We start from the raw sequence: 23262 nt of genomic DNA on the forward strand, positions 1-23262 counted from the left end.
AAACTGAATCAATTACTTATAGACAGTCACCGGCTCAGGATTTTGCACCGGTGTCACTGGCTGGCCCTGCATGCGGACATTCTGTCCACGGTTATTACCGCGTGGATAACCGAACTGCACCATCAACTCATTGTAGGCATTGTCTGCCAGCGTGCGCGAAGTCTCTTGCATGACTTTACCGCGATTGAACACCACACGGTCACCGGCACGGCTGATGATCTTGGTGTCAACGCCTGAACCGCTGGCACTGAAAGCGGCCTTGACTTCATACGTCTTGGTATTGATCAGGCTGAAATCGGCAACCAGGTCGAGTGACAGGCTGGCTGTCATGGAATTGCCGTATTGCAGTTGATTGCTTTCTTGGCGGAACTGGATATTGCTCAGCGTGCCAAACAAGACATAATCAGCGCCTGGATACATACCCTGTTTGATACGACCGATGATGTCGTAAATTTTTTCCATAGGCTTGCCAACATAGGGGCGTGCCTGTACCAGCGTAACGCCACCGCCCTTGATCAGCGAACCTTTCAGGTCGGCGGTATAGGTTTTCAGTTCGCCACGGTCAATATAGGTATAAAAGCCTTCAGCTTCGTAGTAATTGCTTTCGCTCTTGGCGTTCACATTGCCACGTTGTGAATAGCTGCGATCCGTTTCACGCTCGCTATAGCTGCCCTTGACACTGCTTTTGCTGGAAGCAGACACCACATGGAAATATTCACTGACTTTTTCTTCGTATGTCAGATCAGTCACGGCAATTTTTGGTTCAGCCGCATAAGCGCTGAATGCAGTGACCGAGCAAAACAGGCCTGCCACCAATTTTTTCAAATTCAACATCGTATTTCCTTTTTGAAGGATTAGCGCTTGGAAGTTTTACGAATTTCTTTTTCGTCTTGCCATTCGATGGAACCATCTTCCACGTCATACAACTTCAAGGTCATTTTATAAAACACGTCTTTGGTGTTTGCACTTTGCTTGACGATGGACACAATCTCACCTTCCAGGGAATACTTGGCGGCTGTCATGTTGCCGATTTTTGCCTTGCCATCATTTTTGTACAGGCCACTTTGATTTTGACGTTGCAACTCATCGACGCCTTGCTGCATTTCATCGGCACTGCGGGTGAACTTGACCTTGCGGCTTTTTACCAGCGCAGTCTGGATACTGTTCATGATGGATTTGGTATCGATGTATTCGCTGGTCTTGTTGCGTACACCGGCCAGTGTCATGGTAGGGCGATTTGCCAATACCGGATCTTCCAGCAGAGAACCGACCATTTTTTCTGCAATCATCTGCAAGTCAGTGGAGCCGAATTCATTGGTAACTGTTTCTACTGCCTTGTTGTCGCCATAGGTGGTCTGACGCGCCAGGCTGACGGTAGGCTGAGACAATTTTGTCTGGCAGGCGCTGAGTGAGGCACACACCAGCGCCAGCATGACGCAGGATTTGGACAATGAGGAAATGTTTTTCATAGGTGCTCCGTAATTAAATTTTATCTGTTTCAACTCTGCAAAATCTGTATCCACTTAGCGTGGTTCTGCGCTCATTTCAATCTTGAAGTCTGTCGCTTGCGGACCATAGGCTGTGCCTCTGATGAACTGGCTTTGCTTGCCCAGTATCATCAAGGGTTTCCATACTTCACCGTCACCTACCTGCATGCCTGCGGCATCTGTCCAGCGGAAGCGGTAATACACGCGCACATCCTTGACGATTTGATTGACCAATTCTGCCTGTACCACCAGGACATCATTTTTGCGTTGTGAACGCAGGTCGGTCACCTGGACGCCTTCCAGCGTGCCACGCACGATCAGCTTGGCGGCAATGCCGGGAGAAACGGCGTTAGGAATATCATCCGCCATGACTGGTGTGGCAAAACAGGCGGCAACCAGAGCGGCGCATGCTGCAAATTGTTTGGAAAACTGTTTCATATACCCTCTGTTATCAATTGGATGTCAATTGGATTTGGCACTGCTGGTGCTGCTAGTACTGGTGGTTGCTGTGGCTGTAGCAGCCTTGGCTGCCGGTTTTGCTTTTGCTGCGGTCTTGGACTTGCCTTTTGCTGTTTCCGCAGGTTTGGCTTCTGGCTCGGCCTGCAATTGTGCCACTGGTGTCACGCTGCCAAACTTTGCCTGGTCGCCCAGATAGGTCTTGTCCTGATACATGCGGACCGGTACTACCATGTAACGACCATCCACCGTCAGCTTCATGCTGTCACCTGGGCGGTTGGAAAAGTTCACTTCATATTCACCAGGTGCAATAAAGGCACGCGCAACAAAAACGCGTTCTGGCAGACTGCGCCACATGCGGTCATCTGCCGGGCTTTCAGTCGCGGCGACGGCGACGTTTGCTGCCAGTCCGGCAAGAGCGCCGAATTTCTTGTTGACCTGATCCTGTGCCACCGCCTTGGTCACGGTGCGAATCGCGGCGCGTGTTTGTATGCCGGGCAATTCATCTTTCAATGCCTTGCGGGCCATGACATTGAAGTCGGTCACCAGCGCCGTTGGCAACACCTGGTTACCGACACGCACACTGTCAATCACAGGCGCATTGGTATCCGGATAAATCACCGGGAAAGCGAAGGACACCGTCACCAAACCCCTGCCAGTAGGTACCGGGAAAGCAATTTTCTTGGATTGACGCGCTGGCGAATTGCCGGCTTCGATAATGAACAAGACATCAGTCACACCTTTTTTGCGACGGAAGCTGGTACGTTGGTCGAGACCCTTGAGGCCATCTTCCAGCACCGGCAAATCAGGGCGCAATTCTATCGCCTTGCGATAGCCAGGTGCGGCCAGACCAGGTTCATTCAGGGCTTCATACACAAAACCTGCCATGTAATGGCTGAGTGCATTCTGGTAGCCATTTTTGAGTTTCAGTACTTCGGGATCATTCAAGGTTTCTACCGGATAACCATTGAGTTCTTTGCCTGACGTGCTGACGCCTTTGTCTTTTGCTTCTTTTTCAGCTTCTGCAGTTTCCTTGGCGCGGAATTCGGCGATCACGGCTTCGCGTTCATGGGTACGCTTGATATCGACGCGGGCCGTATCAAGATCACCCAGGTTCAGCCGGTTCATGGCCATGCGTGTGGTCAGCATGACTTTTTCATAGTCCTGGCCTTCATAGTCAAGGCTGGCATCGCCCATAATGGTGGCGCCGATCTGGCCCATCAATTTCTGCGGCGAAGACTTGGCTGTTTCTTCCCATTCCTTCACTTTGGTGTCGGCAACATCGAACGCATCCAGGCTATCCTTGTAGCGCTTGCCTATGCGCATCAGTTCACCTTTTTCCAGGTTCAGCAACAGATCAGCTTTATTATTGCCCTGTGTTTGTGCTTCCACTTGTTTGATCGCTTCGTCGATCTGGCCACTTTTGGCAACAGAAAGAGAAGCTGCCACTTTGCTGTCATGGGTTGGTGTAGTCACGCAACCGGCGAGCAATAGTGCCGCGACAATAGGGGTATAGGAGACAGTCGATAGGCGCATAGTTATGATTATGATTTTTTTTTGAGAGAAACGAAAAGGCACAACATGCAAGACGCTTCCTTCAACATACTACGGCGCAAGCACAGCCACGGAGTATAGTAAGGCTATGCCATATTGTCATTGAAAGAACTGCTACAAAAATACAGTTGTGTAACGAGTTGTAATTAACTTATCTCAAAAGAACATTAGTGCATGGAAGTTTTGTGTGCATCTGTTTCCACCAGCCAATTATCCACCTGATGCATGAAATCCGGCAGGCGATTCATGTCCTTGCCAGCAAGACTATGCCCCACGCCGGGAAAGCGACTGATATGAATTTGCTTGCCGGCAAGACTAAAGGTTTGCTGCAAATTATCGACGGCACCGGGAGGTATCACAGGATCGGCTTCCCCCACTGCCAGGAAGATGGGTATGCCTGCATGCAGCAAATTCTGCGTTTGCGGAATAGCTGCAATTTCAGACCAGTAACGCCAGCTGCGTCCATGAATGCGTAGGGCATCTTGATCAGCCGGCACCGTCAGCAATGCGCTCTGCAAGGCTTGCCAGCCCTGTTGCATATGGGGGTGATGTGTGGCCAGCGAACGATAAGCATCCAGTGCATTCATGCCTGCATGCGAGAGCAACACCAGATGCGTCGCCTGTATTTGTTGCGCCAATATCGGCGCCAGCTCCGCACCTTCAGACACTCCCCACACAATCACGCGCCTGGGTGTGATGCCCTGTTGCTGCAGGCTGGCCAGTTGCGTTCGCATGAATTGCAGTTGATCTGCCTGCCAGCGCGAGGGGTAATCGGCACGCACAAATGCGTCACCACATGATTGGCCATTTGAACCAGGAAAAATATGTCGCTTGTGCAGAATAAGAATGCGTGTACGACCAGACTCGCCTTCCAGACCAGAAAAATACTGCGGCAGAAATTCGCCCATGCTGACGCAGTCCGAACCGGAAATCACAAAGATCAGGTTCGCCAGCGTGCCATCGGCATCCTGTTGCCGCCAGGGCTTTTTTTCCAGTTGATAGTAAATCGCCTTGCCACCATCACTGAACTGGAATTGACTCAGTTGCACTAGCGTCCGTCCGCGTTGCAGTTCGGCCATGCTGCAAGCGGATAGCAGGCAGCACAGTATCATGCTGATCAGCACGGATGCATGTCTACGCAGGTATTTGAAATCAAATATAGTCATGTGCCGTGGCTTAGCTGATTACCGCGCAATACAACCCCTTTTTGAAAATGCCTTGTGTGACACATCTTCATCAAGCTGATCACCCGACAATTATTTGTGGTTTTCATCCCAACTGCACTCAGCTTGTAGGCGGCCACGTTCGTCGTAATGCGATGCACGCACCGGTTGATAAGTAGCAAAATAGATATTGCAATGCTCGACTTTATCATTCCTGTAAGCAGTATCCTGTAAAACTTGGTAAGTGGAGAAGGAAACCTCAGGGACGCTGCAAGAAGGGCTAAAGCAGTTTCCAGAGGTAGCAGCAGCGAAATTCAATGCTGTGTTTTTAACAATCTCACTCTTCTAACCTTAGTCCGCGCCCATGTCAAGACTGGCGCAAAGTCGCAAATTGCGTATCATCTGCGCCTTGATTGCTTTTTTATTGTCTGGATTCTGGATTTATGTTGCCTTCGATTGAACAAAGACTTGCCGTAGAACTGGCTGCCAAACCAGTTCAGGTTGCCGCTGCTGTTGCCTTGCTGGACGAAGGTGCGACCGTCCCGTTTATCGCCCGTTACCGTAAAGAAGTGACTGGTGGCCTGGATGATATCCAGTTGCGCCTGCTGGAAGAGCGCTTGCGCTACCTGCGCGAGCTGGAAGACCGCCGTACTGCCATCATTGCTTCCATAGAAGAACAGGGCAAGATGACGCCGGTACTGCTGGATGCCATCACCCATGCCGAAGACAAGACCCGTCTCGAAGATTTGTACCTGCCATACAAACCCAAACGCCGCACCAAGGCCCAGATCGCCGTTGAAGCCGGGCTGTTGCCACTGGCCGATGCCTTGCTGGCTGACCCCATGCTGAACCCAGATACAGAAGCAGCAAGCTATCTGAAACCGGCCTTCACCACCGACAATGGCGACAACCCCGGCGTGCCAGATGCCAAAGCCGCGCTCGATGGTGCCCGCCAAATCCTGATGGAACGCTTTGCTGAAGATGCAACCCTGCTGCAAGCCTTGCGCGAATACCTGAATGACCACGGCATTGTGGAATCCAAGGTGGTCGCTGGCAAAGAAGAGGCCGGTGAAAAATTTGCCGATTATTTTGATTATTCCGAAACCCTGGGCACTATCCCTTCTCACCGTGCGCTGGCCCTGTTCCGTGGCCGCCGCGAAGAAATGCTGACGGTGACCCTGCGTCTGGACAGCGAAGAAGAAAAACCAAAATGGGATGCCCCACTGAACCCTTGCGAAAGCCGCATCGCCGCCCGCTTTGGTGTCAGCCAGAAAGACCGCCCTGCCGACAAATGGCTGGTCGATACCGTGCGCTGGGCCTGGCGCGTGAAAGTCTTCATGCATCTGGACACTGAATTGATGGGCAAGCTGCGTGAAACCGCAGAAATCGAAGCCATCAATGTCTTTGCCCGTAACCTGAAAGCCCTGTTGCTGGCAGCACCTGCCGGCCCGCGCGCCACCATGGGTCTTGACCCTGGCCTGCGTACCGGTGTCAAAGTAGCGATCGTTGATGCCACTGGCAAAGTGGTTGAGTATGCGACGATCTACCCGCATCAGCCACGCAATGACTGGGATGGTTCGCTGCACGTCCTGGCGCAACTGGCGGCCAAACACAATGTCTCATTGATCTCTATCGGCAATGGTACGGCTTCGCGTGAAACCGACAAGCTGGCGGGTGACCTGATCAAGCTCAAGCCTGAACTCAAGCTGACCAAGATCGTCGTGTCTGAAGCCGGTGCATCTGTGTATTCCGCATCTGAATTTGCTTCAAAAGAATTGCCTGACCTGGATGTATCCATCCGTGGTGCCGTATCGATTGCGCGCCGCCTGCAAGATCCATTGGCTGAACTGGTGAAGATTGATCCCAAATCCATCGGTGTGGGTCAATACCAGCATGATGTCAGCCAGTCCCAACTGGCGCGCTCGCTCGACGCAGTTGTCGAAGATTGCGTAAATGCGGTTGGTGTGGATGTGAATACTGCTTCTGCACCTTTGCTGGCGCGTGTCTCCGGCCTGTCGTCCAGCGTGGCGCAAAGCATCGTCAATTTCCGCGATGCCAAGGGTATGTTCAGCTCACGTTCTGACTTGCGTGCAGTACCACGTCTGGGCGACAAGACTTTTGAACAGGCAGCCGGTTTCTTGCGCATCATGAACGGCAGCAACCCGCTGGATGCATCCGCAGTCCATCCTGAATCTTATCCGCTGGTAGAAAAAATTCTGGCTGACATCAAGAAGGACGTGAAGGGTGTTATTGGTGATGCTGGCTTGCTGAAATCTTTGAACCCGGCCAAATATGCCGACGAAAAATTCGGCGTGCCTACCATTACCGACATCATCCGCGAACTGGAAAAACCGGGTCGTGATCCACGTCCTGAATTCACTACTGCCACCTTTAAAGATGGCGTGGAAGAAATCAAGGACTTGCGTCCAGACATGATACTGGAAGGCGTGGTTACCAACGTGGCCGCCTTTGGCGCTTTTGTTGATATCGGTGTACACCAGGATGGTCTGGTGCATATCTCGGCGCTGTCGAACACCTTTGTCAAAGACCCGCATACCGTGGTCAAGGCTGGCCAGGTAGTTAAGGTGAAGGTATTGGAAGTGGATGTAAAACGCCAGCGTATTGCGCTAACCATGCGCCTGACGGATGCGGCACCGGTAGCCGGCAGCAAACCTGAACAGCGCGGCGACCGTAACGATGCCAAGCGCTTGAATCAACACCGTTCACAAGCCCAGGCACCAGCACCTGCTGGCAATGCGATGGCTGCGGCGTTTGCGAAATTGCGTGGGTAATAATATTGCAGCCTGCATATTCCTTCCCCCTGAAGGGAAGGAATATGTGATTTATCCAACTGTCCCAAATTGTGACAGTCTGACCAGTGTTGCGAAATAATGTGACAAGCTCGCACTTGCTGCAACACAAGTACACAGTTACTCCTATCTGAATATTTTGCCATATTTGCTCCTTCCCCCTTCAAGGGGAGGGAATTCATCTGCCTTTTACGCCCAACTATTTCGCCAGTTCAACATCTCCAGCATGGCACGCCGTTTGCGTTGTTATCGATGTGTCGCATTACCTATGCGCACCCTCTAACAAACAACGGAGATCACCATCATGAACATGGCAGACATCAGCAAACTGGGTATCAGCAATCCTTTCGCTAAACGCTACGATAATTTTATCGGTGGCAAATTTGTAGCACCGGTCAAGGGTGAATATTTTGAGAATATCAGCCCCGTCATCGGCCAGGCTTTTTGCGAAGTCGCGCGTTCAACGACAGAAGATGTGGAACTGGCCCTGGATGCCGCCCATGCAGCCAAGAAAGCCTGGGGCAAGACCTCGCTGGCGGAACGTTCCAACATACTCAACAAAATCGCCGACCGCATGGAAGCCAATCTGAGCCTGCTGGCAACGGCAGAGACCATAGACAATGGCAAACCCATACGCGAAACCATGGCGGCGGATATACCGTTGGCCATCGATCACTTCCGCTATTTCGCTGGCTGCATACGTGCACAAGAAGGTTCGGTTGCGCAAATTGATGAGCAGACGTATGCCTATCATTTCCATGAACCTCTGGGTGTGGTCGGCCAGATCATCCCCTGGAATTTCCCCATCCTGATGGCCGTCTGGAAGGTGGCACCGGCACTGGCCGCAGGTAATTGCATTGTCCTGAAACCGGCAGAACAAACCCCCGCTTCCATCATGGTCTTGATCGACCTGATCAAGGATTTATTGCCGCCCGGTGTCTTGAATATCGTCAACGGCTTTGGTCTGGAAGCTGGCAAGCCATTGGCGAGCAGCAAACGTATCGCCAAGATCGCCTTCACAGGTGAAACCGGCACCGGTCGTCTGATCATGCAATATGCGTCGCAAAATATCATCCCGGTGACTTTGGAACTGGGCGGTAAATCGCCGAATATTTTCTTTGCCGATGTCATGGATCATGATGATGCCTTCTTCGATAAATGCCTGGAAGGCTTTGCCATGTTTGCGTTGAACCAGGGCGAAGTCTGTACCTGTCCTTCGCGCGTGTTGATACAGGAATCCATTTACGATCAATTCATGGCAAGAGCCATCAAGCGTGTCGCCGCCATCAAGCAGGGCAACCCTCTCGACAGTACGACCATGATAGGTGCGCAGGCATCGCAGGAACAACTGGAAAAAATCCTGTCTTATCTGGACATAGGCAAACAGGAAGGTGCACAACTCTTGCTGGGTGGTGAAAGAAATATGCTGGATGGTGATCTGGCCAAGGGTTATTACGTCAAGCCAACGATCTTCCAGGGTCATAACAAGATGCGCATCTTCCAGGAAGAAATCTTTGGGCCAGTGGTGTCGGTCACCACCTTCAAGGATGAAGAAGAGGCACTCTCGATTGCCAACGATACCTTGTACGGTCTGGGTTCTGGCTTGTGGACACGCGACGGCTCACGCGCATTCCGTGTTGGTCGCGCCATAGAAGCTGGCCGCGTCTGGACCAATTGCTACCATCTGTATCCAGCCCATGCGGCCTTTGGTGGTTACAAACAATCCGGCATAGGTCGTGAAAACCACAAGATGATGCTGGATCACTATCAGCAGACCAAAAACCTGCTGGTGAGCTATAACCCGAATGCGATGGGGTTCTTTTAGTAACCATTAAGTTCAAGACCTCTCAACACAGAGGCACGGAGGAAAGCAGGAAACCGTCAGGATTTTAGCTCCTTCCCCTTCAAGGGGATATTTGTGGGAATTCGCAAAGCATTGCTTTGCGCCACAAATATCTAAGCCGCATGCAAGCGGCGCAGTGGAATGGTTGGGATGGGGATGGGGTTCTTCAGAAAATGGAATAATGGCCCATCAACTGAAACCCATCCCCACCCTAACCCTCCCCTTGAAAGGGAGGGAATTTATATCTGGATTTTTGTTAAATGAAGTAACAAAAAAAACATAGGATACAGAAAAAAATGACCAACGCACCTGCCCGCGTCACCGCTACACCTGCTGCGCTGGAATTTATCAGTGCGCTGCAAAACAAATACGGTCCGCTATTATTTTTCCAGTCGGGTGGTTGCTGTGATGGCAGTTCGCCACTGTGTTACGCCAGGAATGAATATGGCATCGGTGACGCCGATGTGTATCTGGGCGATCTGGATGGCACGCCGTTTTACATGGGTAGCGATCAGTTTGAATACTGGCGGCACACACAATTGATCATTGATGTGGTGGCTGGCATGGGCGGCATGTTTTCGCTCGACAATGGCACAGGCAAACGCTTCCTGACGCGATCACGTCTGTTCACAGATGAAGAAAATAATTTGCTGGGCACTGCCGTGTTGCACGGTCCACAAGTGTAATCAATCGCTCTTCAAAGCCGCCAGTTTGCGATAAATTGTATTGCGCGACACGCCCAATGCCTTGGCGGCGGCAGAAACATTCCCCTGATGCAGTTGTAAAGCCTGTTGTATGGCATCCATTTCCAATACTTCCAGGCTGGATGCCGGCTGGGTGGTCGTTGCAGATGAGATCGCTGGCGCGCTGATCGCCTCCATGTCCTCCAGAAAATCTTCAGGAAGATGTTCCAGCCGGATTTCCATATCGGCATCCGTCATGACGATGGCCGTGCGCAACAAATTCGTCAATTGACGGAAGTTACCCGGCCAGCCATGGGCGTGAAAGACTTGCATGACCGCGGGCGCAATTCTGTAATGCCGCCCCTCGCTCTCTGTCGCCAGCACTTTCTCTATGACGATGCCAAGATCAGAGCGTTCACGCAAGGGCGGCAGGCGCACGACCAGTCCATTCAGACGGTAATACAAGTCATCACGGAATTCGCCCTTGCCTATCATCTCGCGCAAGTTACGGTTGGTGGCGCAAATCAGGGCAAGATTGACGGGGATGGATTTGCTGCTGCCCAGCGGTGTCACCATGCGTTCCTGCAAGACACGCAGCAAGCGTGCTTGCAGGTTCAGGGGCATGTCGCCGATTTCATCAAGGAACAGTGTGCCGCCATTCGCCTGCAAGATCTTGCCTATATTGCCCTTCTTGCGCGCACCGGTAAAGGCACCATCTTCATAGCCGAATAATTCGGATTCAATCAGCGTTTCCGGTATCGAGGCGCAATTCACTGCCACAAAGGGACCAGATTTGCGCGGTGAGTCATTGTGCACAGCCTGCGCCAGCAATTCCTTGCCGGTACCGGTTTCACCTGTCACCAGCACGGAAATATCCCGTCCTATGACGCGCTTGAGTTTATCGATGGCGCGGGCGACTTGTTCATCACCCGTATCCAGATAATGCAGGCTGGATAATTTGGGCCTGGTTTCGGCTACCTGTGCTGTCTGCGGTTCACGCGCATTGTCAAGCACATGGCGGGCGGCTGCAGACTGTCGCTTCAGGCTCTGGCTCTTGGCATACACGCGCACACCGTTGTGCAGGCACAGCGTCAGCAAACCCGGTGCAGCCGTCCGGTAATGCTCGTGCAGGGCGGATACCGGCAAGCCAAACAGGGACGAAAAGGTATGTGCCTGCAGGGCAGACAAGCTCAACCCCAGTTGGAACAAGCCACTGCGGCTAGCCGACAAAAAGCGGCCATCGCTGTCAAAGCAGGCAATGCCTTCCATCAGCGTACCCAGAAATTCCGGGCGGCTATGGAAACTCAGTTTGATGGCATCCTGAAAAGATGAGGCAAATAATTGGTTTTCTATCATCTGCGCCGACATACGCACCAGCGCCATGGTGTGTTTGTGGAAATTATGCTGGTCACCGGTCACATCCAGTACGCCGATGACATTGCCCATGACATCAAAAATCGGGGCAGCAGAACAGGTCAGAAAGCTGTTTGCTTCCAGGTAATGTTGATCTGCATGGACTATTGTTGGCGTTTTCTCGGCAATGGCGGTGCCGATGGCATTGGTACCTTTGCTACGTTCTGACCACGCCACACCGGGGCTAAGTGCCACTCTGTCGGCTTTTTCCAGAAAATCGGCATCACCCAGAGTGTGAATGATGAGCCCATTCACATCCGTCAATATGACCATATTGTGGGTGTTAATGATTTGTTCATACAGGGTTTCCATGACTGGCACTGCATGCTGGTGCAAGACCTGGTTTTGCTCCAGCAGCGCTTTCAGGTCAGTCTTGCCCAAAGGGCCGTAATCCGGCGCAGCTGTGCGCGGTATGCCATAGGCGGCGGAACGTTCATGAGCCTGTTCTATCATCATGTGAGCAGATGAAGCAGAAATCAGGCCAAGGTCAGAAACTTGCCCTGATGAAATTCTTGTATCACGTATGTGCATACGGGTCTCCAGCAACATGGCCGATTTTATTGGCTCTGAGGGCTTAATGTAACACCATTGGTATCTGATGTCGGCAACTCCAATCAGATTTTAGTCCTTCCTTTCTCCCATCATCTTGACCCAGGTCAGCTACACTGAATTGTGCTTTCCTCTATAATGGGAGGATTCGTTATTAAAGGAAAATAGCCATGAGCGACGTACAAAGCTGGATTAAAGAAACCGTCACAGGAAACCCTGTCGTTTTATTCATGAAAGGGACGGCCCAGTTCCCGCAATGCGGCTTCTCTGGCCGTGCCGTGCAATTACTGAAAGCCAGTGGTGTGGAAAACCTGGTCACCATCAATGTGCTGGAAGACCCGGAAGTACGTCAGGGCGTCAAGGATTATTCCAACTGGCCTACGGTTCCCCAACTGTATATCAAGGGTGAATTTGTTGGCGGTTCTGACATCATGAATGAAATGTTTGAAAGCGGCGAACTGCAAGCCCTGCTGAAAGACTAAGACAGGAATGACTGCACCTGCCGCCTCCAAGCGCCTGATTGTTGCCATTACTGGCGCTACGGGTGCTGTCTACGGCGTGCGCCTATTGCAGGTTTTGCGTAATATTTCCGGTGTAGAAAGTCATTTGCTGATTTCAGAAGCAGGCGTACTGAATCTGCATCAGGAAATGGACATGAAACGCAAGGATGTCGAAGCCATGGCCGATGTTGTCCACAATGTGCGCGATGTCGGTGCCAGTATTGCCAGCGGTTCGTTTTTATCGGATGGCATGGTCATCGCCCCTTGCTCAATGAAGACCCTGGCAGCCGTGGCCCACGGCTTGTCTGACAATCTGATCACACGTGCGGCCGATGTGGTCTTGAAAGAACGCCGCCGCCTGGTCTTGATGGTGCGCGAAACACCCTTCAATCTGGCCCACTTGCGCAATATGACTGCCGTCACCGAAATGGGTGGCATCATCTTCCCACCCCTGCCGGGTTTTTACCACCGCCCACAAAGCATAGACGAGATGGTCGACCACACCCTCGGTCGCGTACTTGACATGTTTGCCCTGCCACATCAACTGACACCGCGCTGGCAAGGTATCAAAGAAAACGCTTAGCAAGCTGAGAGTGCCTGTGAATGGTGTATTTCTGGATGCGACAGTCGAGGGCCTGAAGTGTGCGTACTTAAATAAAAACAGAAATAGAAAAACGGGACAGATGATAAATCTGTCCCGTTTTTTATTGGGGTAAATGAGCAATCAAAGATTGTTCTTCAAAAACTCCCACTTGACTTTTTGCAGCGACCATATTATCCAGTCACCACGTGGGCTGTGGCCTGCACCTGGATACAATTGCAGGCTGTAGTCCTTACCATTCCTGATCAATTCATCGATCAGCATGATAGTATTTTGCGGATGCACATTGTTGTCCATTGTGCCATGCATGATAAGGATTTTACCGCTCAGCTTATTGGCTGCTTTCAACACACTGCCTTTGTCATAGCCCTCGGCATTTTCCTGCGGCAAACCCATGTAGCGCTCGGTATAGATGCTGTCATACAGGCGATAATCAGTGACTGGCGCGCCGGCAAAACCTATCTTCCAGGCCTTGCTGTGGGTCATCGCATACGAGGTCATATAGCCGCCGTAACTCCAGCCATTCAGAGCTATCCTGTCCATGTCTGCCCAGCCTTGCTGGCGCAGCCAGTCCAGGCCATCCAGTTGATCCTGCAATTCCAGTTGACCCAGTTTCTTATATATCGGCCAGGCACTGACTGCGCCCTTGTTGCTGGCACTGCGGTTATCCAGTATCCACACCACATAGCCCTGTTGCGCCAGGAAGTGATGCCAGAGATTGTTGTTCCAGCGGTCTGTAACCTGCGGTGTCATGGGGCCAGCATACAGATGCTGGTAGACAGGGTATTTTTTCTTCGGATCAAAATCTGGCGGCAGGAATAACAGGCTTTCCATCAAAAAACCATCCCGCGATTTGATTTGCTGTTGCGTCACGGTAGCCAGCTTCAGGCCCTGCATTTTTTCTGACATACCGACATCGTCAACCAGCTTCAGGGATCTGCCTTCGGCATTGAAGACAGCTTGCCTTGGCGGCTGCTTCAGGCTGCTCCAGCTATCGATGAAGTGCGTATAGGCGGTATTCCAGTGCACCATATGCGTGCCTGGCTCTGTCGTCAGTCTTTGCAGCTTGCCACCCTCCAGGCTGACGGCATACACATCGTTGCCTATGGGATTGCGTTCATTGGCGGCAAACAATACCCTGCCCCGGTTTTCATCCACCCCATAAATGCTACGAACATCCCACTCACCCTGCGTGATGGCCCCCTTCAACTGGTAATGTGTGTCATACCTGTACAGATGCCGGTGACCCGTACGGTCCGATTCCCAGACAAAGCTGCCATCCTTCAAGAACTGAGGCAGTGGCAAACGATCTGTCCATGCCGGACTGCTTTCACGCAGCAATTGCGTGCTACGGTATCGAGCGTCATACAAACGCAAATCCAGCCAGGTCTGCACCCGGTCTTGCCAGGATGCCAGCAATTTTCCGTCTGGTGTCCAGCCTACCTGCACGATCAGGGTTTCCTTGCCGGCGTACGGGTTTTCAGTCCAGCTGGTTTTGCCGGCCATATCGACGACACCCAGCCTGACATCGGGATTGGGGTCGCCAGCTTTGGGGTAACGGGCGCGCTCAGTCCTGGTCGGCTGTACATGGTCACCGCTGAGGGTATACACCGGCACCCGGCTTTCATCAAAACTCAGGTAAGCCAGTTTTTGCGAATCGGGTGCCCACCAGAAAGCACGCAGAGGGCCACGACCATACACTTCTTCCATGTACACCCAGTCAAGACGGCCATTGAACACAGTTTCACTGCCGCCTGTGGTTAGCCTTTTTTCGGTAGCACTGGCGACGTTGGTCACATACAGGTCATTCCCTTTCAGGTAAGCGACCGATTGCAGATCGGGGGATAGCAGGGCTTCATCTTCTGCCACATCAGGTGTGTGGGTCAGTTCCCTGACTTTGCCCTGTTGTAGATCGAGCAACCATACATCATTCTTGTAAGTAAACAGATAAGACTTCAGTTCAGGCTTGATCAGTGGCGTCAACTTGTCCACCTGGGCTTTGGCTTCAGGTTCCGGGATACCGGCCGCCGTCATCATGGCCAGGATATTGCCATCCACCGGCAAAGCCTGTTTTTCCCAGGTGACAGGATCGACCACCAGCTGCTGGACAACACCATTGACACTCTGGGTTTCTATCAGCCGGTTTTGCGCATCCCATGCCAGGCGGGTGAGCGGCCTGGTATCAAATTTTTCTTTTTTTGTCGGGTGATACAGCATCTCCAGACTCAACATCCCCTCTTGTGCCTGTACCTGGCTGGCAGCCATGGCCGCCATACTCGCCAGACAAAGACACAACACGCTCGCCTTACGATATACATTACGCAACTTCATAACATTTCTCACCCATTAATATAGGAAAATTAGATGATTCCATGCCAGGGCATGAAGCAGGATGTGGACTGATTTCACCACGCGGTGTGAAATGAGTTCTCGTCTTGCCAGGGAATTATGACTGCAGTCACGGGAATACAGTTCCTGCACAGCCAGAATATGAAGAAAAATAGTGTGAAATCGCACGATCAGTCGATCATGCAAACAGGTGCTATGCGATCGATTACCGGGCGGATGCGGCAAGCTGGTCTTGTCCCTGGCAGGGAAAACAGTTTTTATTTAGGCACCTTGTTCATCACTGTCCAATACAGACCCGCCTGTGCAACGACGCTCATGAAGGCATCGAAATCAACCGGCTTGATCAGGTAGCTATTCACGCCCAGCTTATAACATTCCGTCACATCCCGGCCTTCTGCTGACGACGTCAGCATCACTACCGGGATAGTCTTGCTGCGGTCATCGGCCTTGAGCTGCCTGAGCACCTCGACACCATCCATTTTCGGCATTTTGATGTCCAACAAAATCAGCCTGGGATCGCCCTTGTTACGGCCTGCGTATTCACCAGTGTTAAAAATAAAATTCAACGCAGCCACGCCATCCCTGACCCAGACCAGCTTGTTACCCAGGTTATTCTTTTTCAGTGCACGCATGGTCAATTCTGCGTCTTCTTCACTGTCTTCAACCAGCAAAATCTCTATTGCTTCCAGTTCATCCATTGTGCTCTCCCATAGGCAAGGTGAAAAAGAAAGTGGCTCCTTCATCGACGACGGATTCCGCCCAGATACGTCCACCGTGCCGGCTGACAATGCGATGTACGATGGCAAGACCTACACCGGTACCACTGAATTCATCGACATGATGCAGGCGCTGAAACACACCAAACAACTTGTCATAGTATTCCATATTAAAACCGGCACCGTTATCCATGATCATGTACCTGAGCACACCATCCTCTGCACTGCCGCTGATCTCTATACGTGGCTGCTCTTTTTTTCTGCTGTACTTGATCGCATTGGACACCAGGTTCACCCAGGCTTGCTTCATCAGGCTACGGTCGGCGAATGCCGACGGCAAGGCCTGCACTTGTATCTCTGGCGGATCGGGCAAGTTCTGTACGGCGTCGTTAATGACTTCCTGCACCAGCACTGCCATATCGATCTGAAATTTGACGACATCCTGGCGACCCAGCCTTGAAAAGGCCAACAAGTCATCAATCAGATTACCCATGCGCTGACTATTGCTACGTATGACTGCAAGGTAACGTGCTGCGCTCTTGTCCAGGGTGGCGGCATAGTCTTCTTCCAGCATGCGGCCAAAGCCATCAATGGCGCGCAAAGGTGCGCGTAAATCATGCGAGATCGAATAAGTGAAGCTCTCCAGATCGGCGGTGCGCTCTGCAATCCTTGCTTCCAGCGTCTGATTCAGTTCTTGCAGTTCGTCATTCAGCAGGGCCTGTGCCCGGGTTCTTTCTTCGACCTTGCTTTCAAGTTCAGTATTCGATTGTTGCAAAGCCAGTTCCAGCACATTGCGCTGATCATTCTGATTTTTTAGCAGCCAGAAAGTGAACAGCAAAATCGCGAAACCGAGCAGATTACCGATCACAATAATGGAAATCGTGCTGGACGTACTTTGTATGGAATCCTGTTTTCTTTGTACCAGCAAAAGACTCTCTGCATTTGCAAACTGATTCATCATCAGTATCAAAGGTTTAAATTCCACATCCAGCCTGGAACCATTCGCATCGCTGGATTCTTCCGGCAAAATCCGCTGCGCAGCATCCAGGTGCTTTTGCAATACCTGACGTAATTGCGTCAACCTGTTTTGCTGCGTGGGATTGTCTTTGCTAAGGCGTTGCAACTCAAGTAGTTTGTCGTCCATTGCCGCAGTGATGGCCTTGAATTCATGTTGATCGCCGGCGCGCCTGGCCTGCTGCAAAGTACTGATCACTTCATCTGCAAACAGCCTGACCTGATAAGTGTGATCCACCCAATTGGTACGCGCATCCAGTGCCCGCAGGCTACCATAAGAAACAAACATGGTGCTGATCAGCACCGTGATTGCAACACCCAGGAACAGGTAGATATTCGATTCTTTTTTGGCTGCACCATCGGCTTTCGCTCTTTCCAGTAGCAGCGTACAGGCAAACAGGCTCATACCCAGGCCGGTTGAAAAAGCCATGCGCGGAAACCCATACCAGGTATAGGCAAGATCCAGCAACAATGCATATCCCACCATGCCCAGCAAACTGATGGTCAGCATGATGGCCGCCAGCATGCGCGGCTTCAGGTAAAGAAACCCCTCTCTGTACAGCAAGCCAACGCCACCCGCCATGAATGCCAGCGCGGTATTGGGTGCCATGCGACCCGGGTAGGGGTTGGCATCGTCAAACCAGCGATGCAGGTCGGGCATATCCAGGCCCGTACCGATGGACAGCACGTTCTCCAGCAACATCACCCCACCAATCAACACAATGGTGATGCCCGCCAAATTACGTATCAGTGCGGTATGTGCCGCGCGAAACATAGGCAGCACAAATGCAATGCCTGCACAAAAAAAACAGAATGCAGTAGAAAACACCATGACCGTACTGCTGGGGAACAGCAGAACCCACAGTGGCTGCCGTGTCACCCAGCCTATCATCGTCTCTGCACCGAGCGCAATCAAGCCTAGCCCGATCAATCCCGGTTGAGTGACAAGACGCTTCATAGTCCGGTTCTCCTTACGGTCAAAGTTTGATGCCTATTCAAACACATGCCACTTCAGGATCAGATTCAGGCAAGCTGCTCCAGACTTGCATCAAGTTTTAGAACCTGTTTGCGATCTTAGTGCATTAATATCTGTCAATCATGGTAATTTCAACAATTGACAAAATGAGAATATCAGAAAAACTCCGTTTTGCCAGCAATTATTGATTTGATTATTTGCCTGTCAAGGCGAAGGGACTTTCTTCGAATAAATGCTGTTGCTAGCTACGAACAGGATTCGCGCTCAATGCAAGGCAGATAAAATCTGGAAAGACGACTGACCTGCCTGAAAACTACAAGGGATTTTGCAACAAAGAAGGGGAAAAGAAAAAACCCATCGCTATTGCTAACGATGGGTTTTTAATTTGGTGCCGACTGCCGGAATCGAACTGGCCACCTGATGATTACAAGTCAACTGCTCTACCAAATGAGCTAAGTCGGCGAAACTGTTTTCGTTTTTGCTTCGTTTCCGTTGCATTCCCGAAGACCAAGATTATAGGCTACTTTATTATTTTTAGCGAGGGCTTTTCTGATTTTTTTTCAGGTTTTTTTACTTCCGCTTGTGGCGCCGTAGCTTCCACCGGTGTTGGCTTGCTGTTCACTGCCGCCAGACCGATGACAGGTTTGACGGGTTCTGCTGCCGTCTCATCGGCTGCAGGGGCCGCGCTCGCTTCGCCGAGATCGACTTCAAATGCCATCCCCTGGCCATTTTCACTGGCATACACTGCCATGACGTTTTCGACTGGCACATGGATTTCGCGCGAAACGCCACCAAATCTGGCTTTGAAGGCGACGGCATCATTATCCATCTTCAGACCACTGGTGGCACCGAAGCTGATGTTGAGGACAATCTCGCCATTGCGTACAAATTCCATGGGGACGCGTGCGGCATGATTCACTTTGACTGCCATATACGGAGTGTAGCCATTGTCGGTACACCATTCATAAATGGCACGCATAAAATAAGGCTTGGTGGGTATTTCTTGCATGGCTATACCATCAGACGGAAATTGTATTTCAAGAATAGGCGCGGAGTCGAAAAACAACAAGGCTGACGTAGCGCATCAGCCTTGTTATCCCCTATCTGCTACAGCCAGCGCTCTTAGAACCTGTTGACGATCTGTAGCGAGCCTGCGTGCGTGCATCAGCGGGGTCAGAGTAACTTAGCGCAGCGCAAAAAGCAGAATGTACTAAAGTACATGAGCATTTTGAGCAGCACATGAGCCCCCCGTGGACTCCGATTGCGCTCGCACAGTAAGATCGTCAACAGGTTCTTAACGACGCATGACCTTTTCAGAAGGCGTCAGTGCTTCGATATAGGCAGGACGAGAGAAGATGCGTTCTGCATATTTCATCAGCGGTGCTGCTGTTTTCGACAATTCTATACCGTAGTGATCGAGGCGCCACAACAAGGGAGCAACGGCCACGTCCAGCATGGAGAATTCATCACCCAGCATGTATTTGTTCTTGACGAACAAAGGGGCAAGCTGCGTCAGGCGATCGCGGATTTCTGCGCGTGCCTTGTCCTGTACCTTGGCCGACGCGGTGTTCTTGTCGTTTTCCAGGGTATGGACGTGGATGAACAATTCTTTTTCGAAATTGAACAACATCAGGCGGGCACGTGCACGTTGCAGCGGGTCTGCCGGCATCAGTTGCGGATGCGGAAAACGTTCATCGATGTATTCGTTGATGATATTGGATTCATACAATATCAATTCACGCTCAACCAGAATCGGTACCTGACCATAAGGATTCATGGTCGAGATATCTTCCGGTTTATTAAACAGATCAACATCGCGGATTTCAAAATCCATGCCTTTTTCAAACAGAACCAGGCGGCAACGTTGGGAAAATGGGCAAGTTGTGCCCGAGTAGAGAACCATCATTTTATAGTTCCTTAGAAACGATCAGGGCGAGGAGCCAGTTTTGCGCACCTCACCCCAGGGATTACACGTCCATTTACGACGGAGAAAAACGGACGATCTCAAAAATCCCCGGCTCGCACTGTAAGCAGCGCCAACCGGGAACATTACATTTATTTGACTTCTTTCCAGTAGGACGCATTCAAGCGCCATGCCAGTGTGGCCAAACTCGCCATGAACAGCAATACCCAAACGCCCAGACGTTTGCGTGTGCTTTGTGCAGGCTCGCCCATCCATTGCAGGTAAGCGACCAGGTCGCCCACCGCATTGTCATACTCGAGAGAAGTCATGGTACCTGGCTTGACTGTTTCAAAACCGTCGAATCTATGAACGGTTTTGGATTCATCATGCGCGTCTTTTTCTTCTACCATTTTGACCGTGCGCGTGCCTTGCAATTCCCACAGTACGTGCGGCATGCCGACGTTGGGGAATACCATATTGTTCCAGCCGGTTGGACGGGATTCATCTTTGTAGTAAGTACGCAGATAAGTGTAAATCCAGTCAGCACCGGAACCTGCTTCGGATGCCTTGGCACGGGCAATCACGGACAGGTCAGGTGGCACCGCGCCGAACCACGCCTTGGCATCTTTTGCTGCCAGGGTGGTCTTCATCAGGTCACCGACTTTTTCACCGGTGAACAAGAGGTTTTGCCTGACCTGGTCATCAGTCAAACCGATATCTTTCAAACGGTTGTAACGCATCGCAGATGCAGAATGGCAATTCAGGCAGTAATTGACAAACAATTTTGCGCCGTTTTGTAGCGCTGCCATATCGGTAGAGCGGTCAGGAGCGTGATCCAGTGGGAAAGTACCGCTATTTGCCAATGCCAATGCAGGTGCAAAAGCCAATACAGCGATCAGTTTTTTAAGTAATTTCATGCTTATTCTTCCTCGCTTTTTCTCAGTGCGCTGCAAATGTAACGCGCTTGGGCACGGGCTTAAATGTTCCCATTGCACTCCACCATGGCATCAGCATGAAGAAGCCGAAATAAATGACCGCACAAACTTGAGAAATACGCTCACGAACTGGTGAAGGTGGTTCCACGCCCAGATAACCCAGCGTCACGAACACAATACCAAATACGATGTACACATATTTGTGCCAGTCAGGGCGATAACGTATTGATTTAACTGGGGAGACGTCCAGCCATGGCAAGAAAGCCAGGATCACGACAGAACCGCCAAACAATACCACACCCCAGAATTTTGCATCGAGACCGAAAGGTGTCATGCCGATGATGGCAACCAGAGCGATCAGTGCAATGGCGATCTTCAGCAATTGCGGCAGCTTGGTTGTCAGCCAGACCAGTGCAACATAAGCAGCGGCACCAATTTGTACGACATACAGGAACTCGGAAGTAGTTGCACGCAGAATCGAGTAGAACGGCGTGAAATACCATGTCGGTGCAATGTGCGGAGGCGTTTTCAGGGAATCAGCCGGGATAAAGTTGTTGTATTCCAGGAAGTAACCACCCATTTCTGGTGCAAAGAAGACAACTGCACTAAAAATCGTCAGGAACACAGTCACGCCAAAAATATCGTGGAAAGTGTAGTAAGGGTGAGAAGGCACGCCATCAACAGGGTGACCGTCCGGTCCCAGGTTATCCTTGATTTCGATACCGTCAGGGTTGTTCGAACCCACTTCATGCAAGGCGATCAAGTGAGCGGCCACCAGGCCCAGCAAGACCAGGGGAATAGCGATGACATGGAAAGAGAAGAAGCGATTCAATGTCGCATCAGACACCACGTAGTCACCACGGATCCACAGAGACAGATCAGGACCGATGAAAGGAATGGCACCAAACAAGTTAACAATAACCTGTGCACCCCAGTAAGACATCTGGCCCCATGGCAGCAGGTAACCGAAGAAAGCTTCGGCCATCAGGCACAGGAAGATGGCAAAACCGAACAGCCAGATCAGTTCACGTGGCTTGCGATATGAACCGTACAGGAAAGCACGGGTCATGTGCAGGTACACGACGATAAAGAATGCCGAAGCGCCCGTTGAGTGCATATAGCGCACCAGCCAACCCCACGGCACATCACGCATGATGTATTCAACCGACGCAAACGCCAGCGTCGCATCTGGTTTGTAATGCATGACCAGGAAAATACCGGTAACGATCTGGATAACCAGCACCAGCATGGCGAGGGAACCGAAGATGTACCAGAAATTGAAGTTCTTGGGCGCGTAGTACTTGCCCCATTGATCATTCCACAGCTTGGTCAGCGGAAAACGGGAATCTACCCAGTTCAAGGCCTTGTCCACGACAGGAGCGTCCGCCGGGAGTTTTTTCTCAACAAATGCCATGATTAAGCCTCGCCTTTCTCATCTTTACCGATGATGATTTTGGTGTCTGATAAAAACATGTGACGAGGCACATCCAGATTTTGAGGCGCTGGTTTGTTTTTATATACACGGCCAGCCAGATCAAAAGTCGAACCGTGGCATGGGCAGAGGAAGCCGCCTTTCCAGTCATCCGGCAAGGATGGCTGTGCACCTTCCTGGAATTTGGAACTTGGAGAGCACCCCAGGTGGGAGCAGATACCGACTGCCACCAGGATATCGCTGTGTTCTTTACGTGAACGGCTTTGCTTTTCGCAATAGTCCGGCATTTCCATGGTGTAGGGCTTTTCCGATTTTGGATCGGCTACCTTGTCTTCTGTCTTGGCCAGACTCGCCATCATTTCTGGCGTACGTTTCAGTATCCATACTGGCTTACCGCGCCATTCCGTGGTCGTCATTTCACCCGGTTTCAAGGCCGAAATATCCACTTCCACCGGCGCGCCTGCTGCCTTAGCACGCTCGGATGGCTGGAAAGTGCTTACCAGCGCTCCTGCCGTTGCCAAGCCTGCCACACCACCCGCCGCGCAAGTGGCGACGAGCAAACCGCGACGGCCGGAATCGACCTGCTTTTCGATACTCATACCAACCCCATTCTGTCAATAATCAAAACTTGATGAAGCACAACCCAGCTTCTAGCAACCTTAAATTATAAATGAGGCGGGTATGGTTTTAAAGAAAAAGATATCCGAATCGCCAACTTGAAGGCTTTTTTTGACATTTAGCCCCTCAATAGCGTGCTTCAGCTAGTCTTAAATCTGTTTAAAGTCCAGAATTCCCATCGGGATTTGGCATTTGCTTGGGGATCGAAAACAAAATTGACAAAATTCCCTCCCCTTTTCATATGATTTGGGCATTAAAAT

Annotated in this window: 19 protein-coding genes and 1 tRNA gene; 5 read left to right on the forward strand and 15 right to left on the reverse strand. The window is 51.3% G+C overall.

Annotated elements, in window-relative coordinates:
- Window positions 1-12: 12 nt before the first annotated feature.
- The 5 genes from ACO0K9_RS07040 to ACO0K9_RS07060 all read right to left on the reverse strand — a co-directional run bounded on the left by ACO0K9_RS07040 (window position 13) and on the right by ACO0K9_RS07060 (window position 4663).
- Window positions 13-834, reverse strand: a complete 822-nt coding sequence (locus ACO0K9_RS07040) for a hypothetical protein (RefSeq protein ID WP_422983218.1) — start codon at window positions 832-834, stop codon at window positions 13-15.
- Between the two features lie 20 nt (window positions 835-854).
- Window positions 855-1469 carry a penicillin-binding protein activator LpoB gene (gene lpoB / locus ACO0K9_RS07045; protein WP_422983220.1) on the reverse strand — a complete coding sequence of 205 codons (615 nt, stop codon included), beginning with the start codon at window positions 1467-1469 and terminating at the stop codon, window positions 855-857.
- 54 nt (window positions 1470-1523) lie between these two features.
- Window positions 1524-1925, reverse strand: a complete 402-nt coding sequence (locus tag ACO0K9_RS07050) for a YcfL family protein (RefSeq protein ID WP_422983222.1) — start codon at window positions 1923-1925, stop codon at window positions 1524-1526.
- A 24-nt stretch (window positions 1926-1949) separates the two neighbouring features.
- On the reverse strand, window positions 1950-3479 hold the full coding sequence (locus ACO0K9_RS07055; protein WP_422983224.1) for a COG3014 family protein: 1530 nt from the start codon (window positions 3477-3479) through the stop codon (window positions 1950-1952).
- A 185-nt stretch (window positions 3480-3664) separates the two neighbouring features.
- Window positions 3665-4663 carry an alpha/beta hydrolase family protein gene (locus ACO0K9_RS07060; RefSeq protein WP_422983226.1) on the reverse strand — a complete coding sequence of 333 codons (999 nt, stop codon included), beginning with the start codon at window positions 4661-4663 and terminating at the stop codon, window positions 3665-3667.
- 440 nt (window positions 4664-5103) lie between these two features.
- Between ACO0K9_RS07060 and ACO0K9_RS07065 the strand changes: the two genes are divergently transcribed.
- The 3 genes from ACO0K9_RS07065 to ACO0K9_RS07075 all read left to right on the forward strand — a co-directional run bounded on the left by ACO0K9_RS07065 (window position 5104) and on the right by ACO0K9_RS07075 (window position 9999).
- On the forward strand, window positions 5104-7452 hold the full coding sequence (locus ACO0K9_RS07065) for a Tex family protein (RefSeq protein ID WP_422983228.1): 2349 nt from the start codon (window positions 5104-5106) through the stop codon (window positions 7450-7452).
- Window positions 7453-7774: 322 nt separating this feature from the next.
- Window positions 7775-9295, forward strand: coding sequence for an aldehyde dehydrogenase (gene adh, locus ACO0K9_RS07070; RefSeq protein ID WP_422983230.1), 1521 nt, complete (start codon window positions 7775-7777; stop codon window positions 9293-9295).
- Between the two features lie 314 nt (window positions 9296-9609).
- Window positions 9610-9999 carry a DUF779 domain-containing protein gene (locus tag ACO0K9_RS07075; protein WP_422983232.1) on the forward strand — a complete coding sequence of 130 codons (390 nt, stop codon included), beginning with the start codon at window positions 9610-9612 and terminating at the stop codon, window positions 9997-9999.
- Here the strand turns inward: ACO0K9_RS07075 and ACO0K9_RS07080 are convergent, their stop codons facing one another.
- Window positions 10000-11862 (reverse strand): sigma-54-dependent Fis family transcriptional regulator, encoded by a 1863-nt coding sequence (locus ACO0K9_RS07080; protein WP_422983799.1) that lies wholly within the window; start codon window positions 11860-11862, stop codon window positions 10000-10002.
- A gap of 266 nt (window positions 11863-12128) precedes the next feature.
- Between ACO0K9_RS07080 and grxD the strand changes: the two genes are divergently transcribed.
- Entirely contained in the window at window positions 12129-12440 is a 312-nt protein-coding gene (gene grxD, locus ACO0K9_RS07085; protein WP_186947667.1) for a Grx4 family monothiol glutaredoxin, read from the forward strand.
- 7 nt (window positions 12441-12447) lie between these two features.
- Window positions 12448-13041: a UbiX family flavin prenyltransferase gene (locus ACO0K9_RS07090; protein WP_422983234.1), complete on the forward strand. Its 594-nt coding sequence runs from the start codon at window positions 12448-12450 to the stop codon at window positions 13039-13041.
- Between the two features lie 141 nt (window positions 13042-13182).
- Here the strand turns inward: ACO0K9_RS07090 and ACO0K9_RS07095 are convergent, their stop codons facing one another.
- The 9 genes from ACO0K9_RS07095 to petA all read right to left on the reverse strand — a co-directional run bounded on the left by ACO0K9_RS07095 (window position 13183) and on the right by petA (window position 22983).
- Window positions 13183-15390 carry a S9 family peptidase gene (locus tag ACO0K9_RS07095; protein WP_422983236.1) on the reverse strand — a complete coding sequence of 736 codons (2208 nt, stop codon included), beginning with the start codon at window positions 15388-15390 and terminating at the stop codon, window positions 13183-13185.
- Between the two features lie 275 nt (window positions 15391-15665).
- Complete coding sequence (locus tag ACO0K9_RS07100; protein WP_422983238.1) at window positions 15666-16106, reverse strand: response regulator; 441 nt, start codon at window positions 16104-16106, stop codon at window positions 15666-15668.
- On the reverse strand, window positions 16099-18096 hold the full coding sequence (locus ACO0K9_RS07105) for a sensor histidine kinase (protein WP_422983240.1): 1998 nt from the start codon (window positions 18094-18096) through the stop codon (window positions 16099-16101). Before ACO0K9_RS07105 ends, ACO0K9_RS07100 begins: the two co-directional genes overlap by 8 nt.
- 404 nt (window positions 18097-18500) lie before the next feature.
- Window positions 18501-18576 (reverse strand) — tRNA-Thr (locus tag ACO0K9_RS07110).
- A gap of 58 nt (window positions 18577-18634) precedes the next feature.
- Window positions 18635-19123: a ClpXP protease specificity-enhancing factor gene (locus ACO0K9_RS07115; RefSeq protein ID WP_422983242.1), complete on the reverse strand. Its 489-nt coding sequence runs from the start codon at window positions 19121-19123 to the stop codon at window positions 18635-18637.
- 285 nt (window positions 19124-19408) lie between these two features.
- Entirely contained in the window at window positions 19409-20020 is a 612-nt protein-coding gene (locus ACO0K9_RS07120) for a glutathione S-transferase N-terminal domain-containing protein (RefSeq protein ID WP_110256517.1), read from the reverse strand.
- Window positions 20021-20169: 149 nt separating this feature from the next.
- Window positions 20170-20934: a cytochrome c1 gene (locus ACO0K9_RS07125; RefSeq protein ID WP_422983244.1), complete on the reverse strand. Its 765-nt coding sequence runs from the start codon at window positions 20932-20934 to the stop codon at window positions 20170-20172.
- Window positions 20935-20956: 22 nt separating this feature from the next.
- Complete coding sequence (locus ACO0K9_RS07130; protein ID WP_422983801.1) at window positions 20957-22369, reverse strand: cytochrome b; 1413 nt, start codon at window positions 22367-22369, stop codon at window positions 20957-20959.
- Entirely contained in the window at window positions 22369-22983 is a 615-nt protein-coding gene (gene petA / locus ACO0K9_RS07135) for a ubiquinol-cytochrome c reductase iron-sulfur subunit (protein ID WP_422971913.1), read from the reverse strand. The genes ACO0K9_RS07130 and petA overlap by 1 nt, the downstream gene beginning before the upstream one ends.
- Window positions 22984-23262 lie beyond the last annotated feature (279 nt).

The sequence above is a fragment of the Undibacterium sp. Ji50W genome (assembly GCF_049340445.1).
GTDB lineage: Bacteria > Pseudomonadota > Gammaproteobacteria > Burkholderiales > Burkholderiaceae_D > Undibacterium.

Coding starts and splice junctions, on each gene's coding strand:
- ACO0K9_RS07040 (WP_422983218.1), bottom strand. CDS start 834: ATGTTGAATTTGAAAAAATTGGTGGCAGGCCTGTTTTGCTCGGTCACT.
- lpoB (WP_422983220.1), bottom strand. CDS start 1,469: ATGAAAAACATTTCCTCATTGTCCAAATCCTGCGTCATGCTGGCGCTG.
- ACO0K9_RS07050 (WP_422983222.1), bottom strand. CDS start 1,925: ATGAAACAGTTTTCCAAACAATTTGCAGCATGCGCCGCTCTGGTTGCC.
- ACO0K9_RS07055 (WP_422983224.1), bottom strand. CDS start 3,479: ATGCGCCTATCGACTGTCTCCTATACCCCTATTGTCGCGGCACTATTG.
- ACO0K9_RS07060 (WP_422983226.1), bottom strand. CDS start 4,663: ATGACTATATTTGATTTCAAATACCTGCGTAGACATGCATCCGTGCTG.
- ACO0K9_RS07065 (WP_422983228.1), top strand. CDS start 5,104: ATGTTGCCTTCGATTGAACAAAGACTTGCCGTAGAACTGGCTGCCAAA.
- adh (WP_422983230.1), top strand. CDS start 7,775: ATGAACATGGCAGACATCAGCAAACTGGGTATCAGCAATCCTTTCGCT.
- ACO0K9_RS07075 (WP_422983232.1), top strand. CDS start 9,610: ATGACCAACGCACCTGCCCGCGTCACCGCTACACCTGCTGCGCTGGAA.
- ACO0K9_RS07080 (WP_422983799.1), bottom strand. CDS start 11,862: ATGATAGAACAGGCTCATGAACGTTCCGCCGCCTATGGCATACCGCGC.
- grxD (WP_186947667.1), top strand. CDS start 12,129: ATGAGCGACGTACAAAGCTGGATTAAAGAAACCGTCACAGGAAACCCT.
- ACO0K9_RS07090 (WP_422983234.1), top strand. CDS start 12,448: ATGACTGCACCTGCCGCCTCCAAGCGCCTGATTGTTGCCATTACTGGC.
- ACO0K9_RS07095 (WP_422983236.1), bottom strand. CDS start 15,390: ATGAAGTTGCGTAATGTATATCGTAAGGCGAGCGTGTTGTGTCTTTGT.
- ACO0K9_RS07100 (WP_422983238.1), bottom strand. CDS start 16,106: ATGGATGAACTGGAAGCAATAGAGATTTTGCTGGTTGAAGACAGTGAA.
- ACO0K9_RS07105 (WP_422983240.1), bottom strand. CDS start 18,096: ATGAAGCGTCTTGTCACTCAACCGGGATTGATCGGGCTAGGCTTGATT.
- ACO0K9_RS07115 (WP_422983242.1), bottom strand. CDS start 19,123: ATGCAAGAAATACCCACCAAGCCTTATTTTATGCGTGCCATTTATGAA.
- ACO0K9_RS07120 (WP_110256517.1), bottom strand. CDS start 20,020: ATGATGGTTCTCTACTCGGGCACAACTTGCCCATTTTCCCAACGTTGC.
- ACO0K9_RS07125 (WP_422983244.1), bottom strand. CDS start 20,934: ATGAAATTACTTAAAAAACTGATCGCTGTATTGGCTTTTGCACCTGCA.
- petA (WP_422971913.1), bottom strand. CDS start 22,983: ATGAGTATCGAAAAGCAGGTCGATTCCGGCCGTCGCGGTTTGCTCGTC.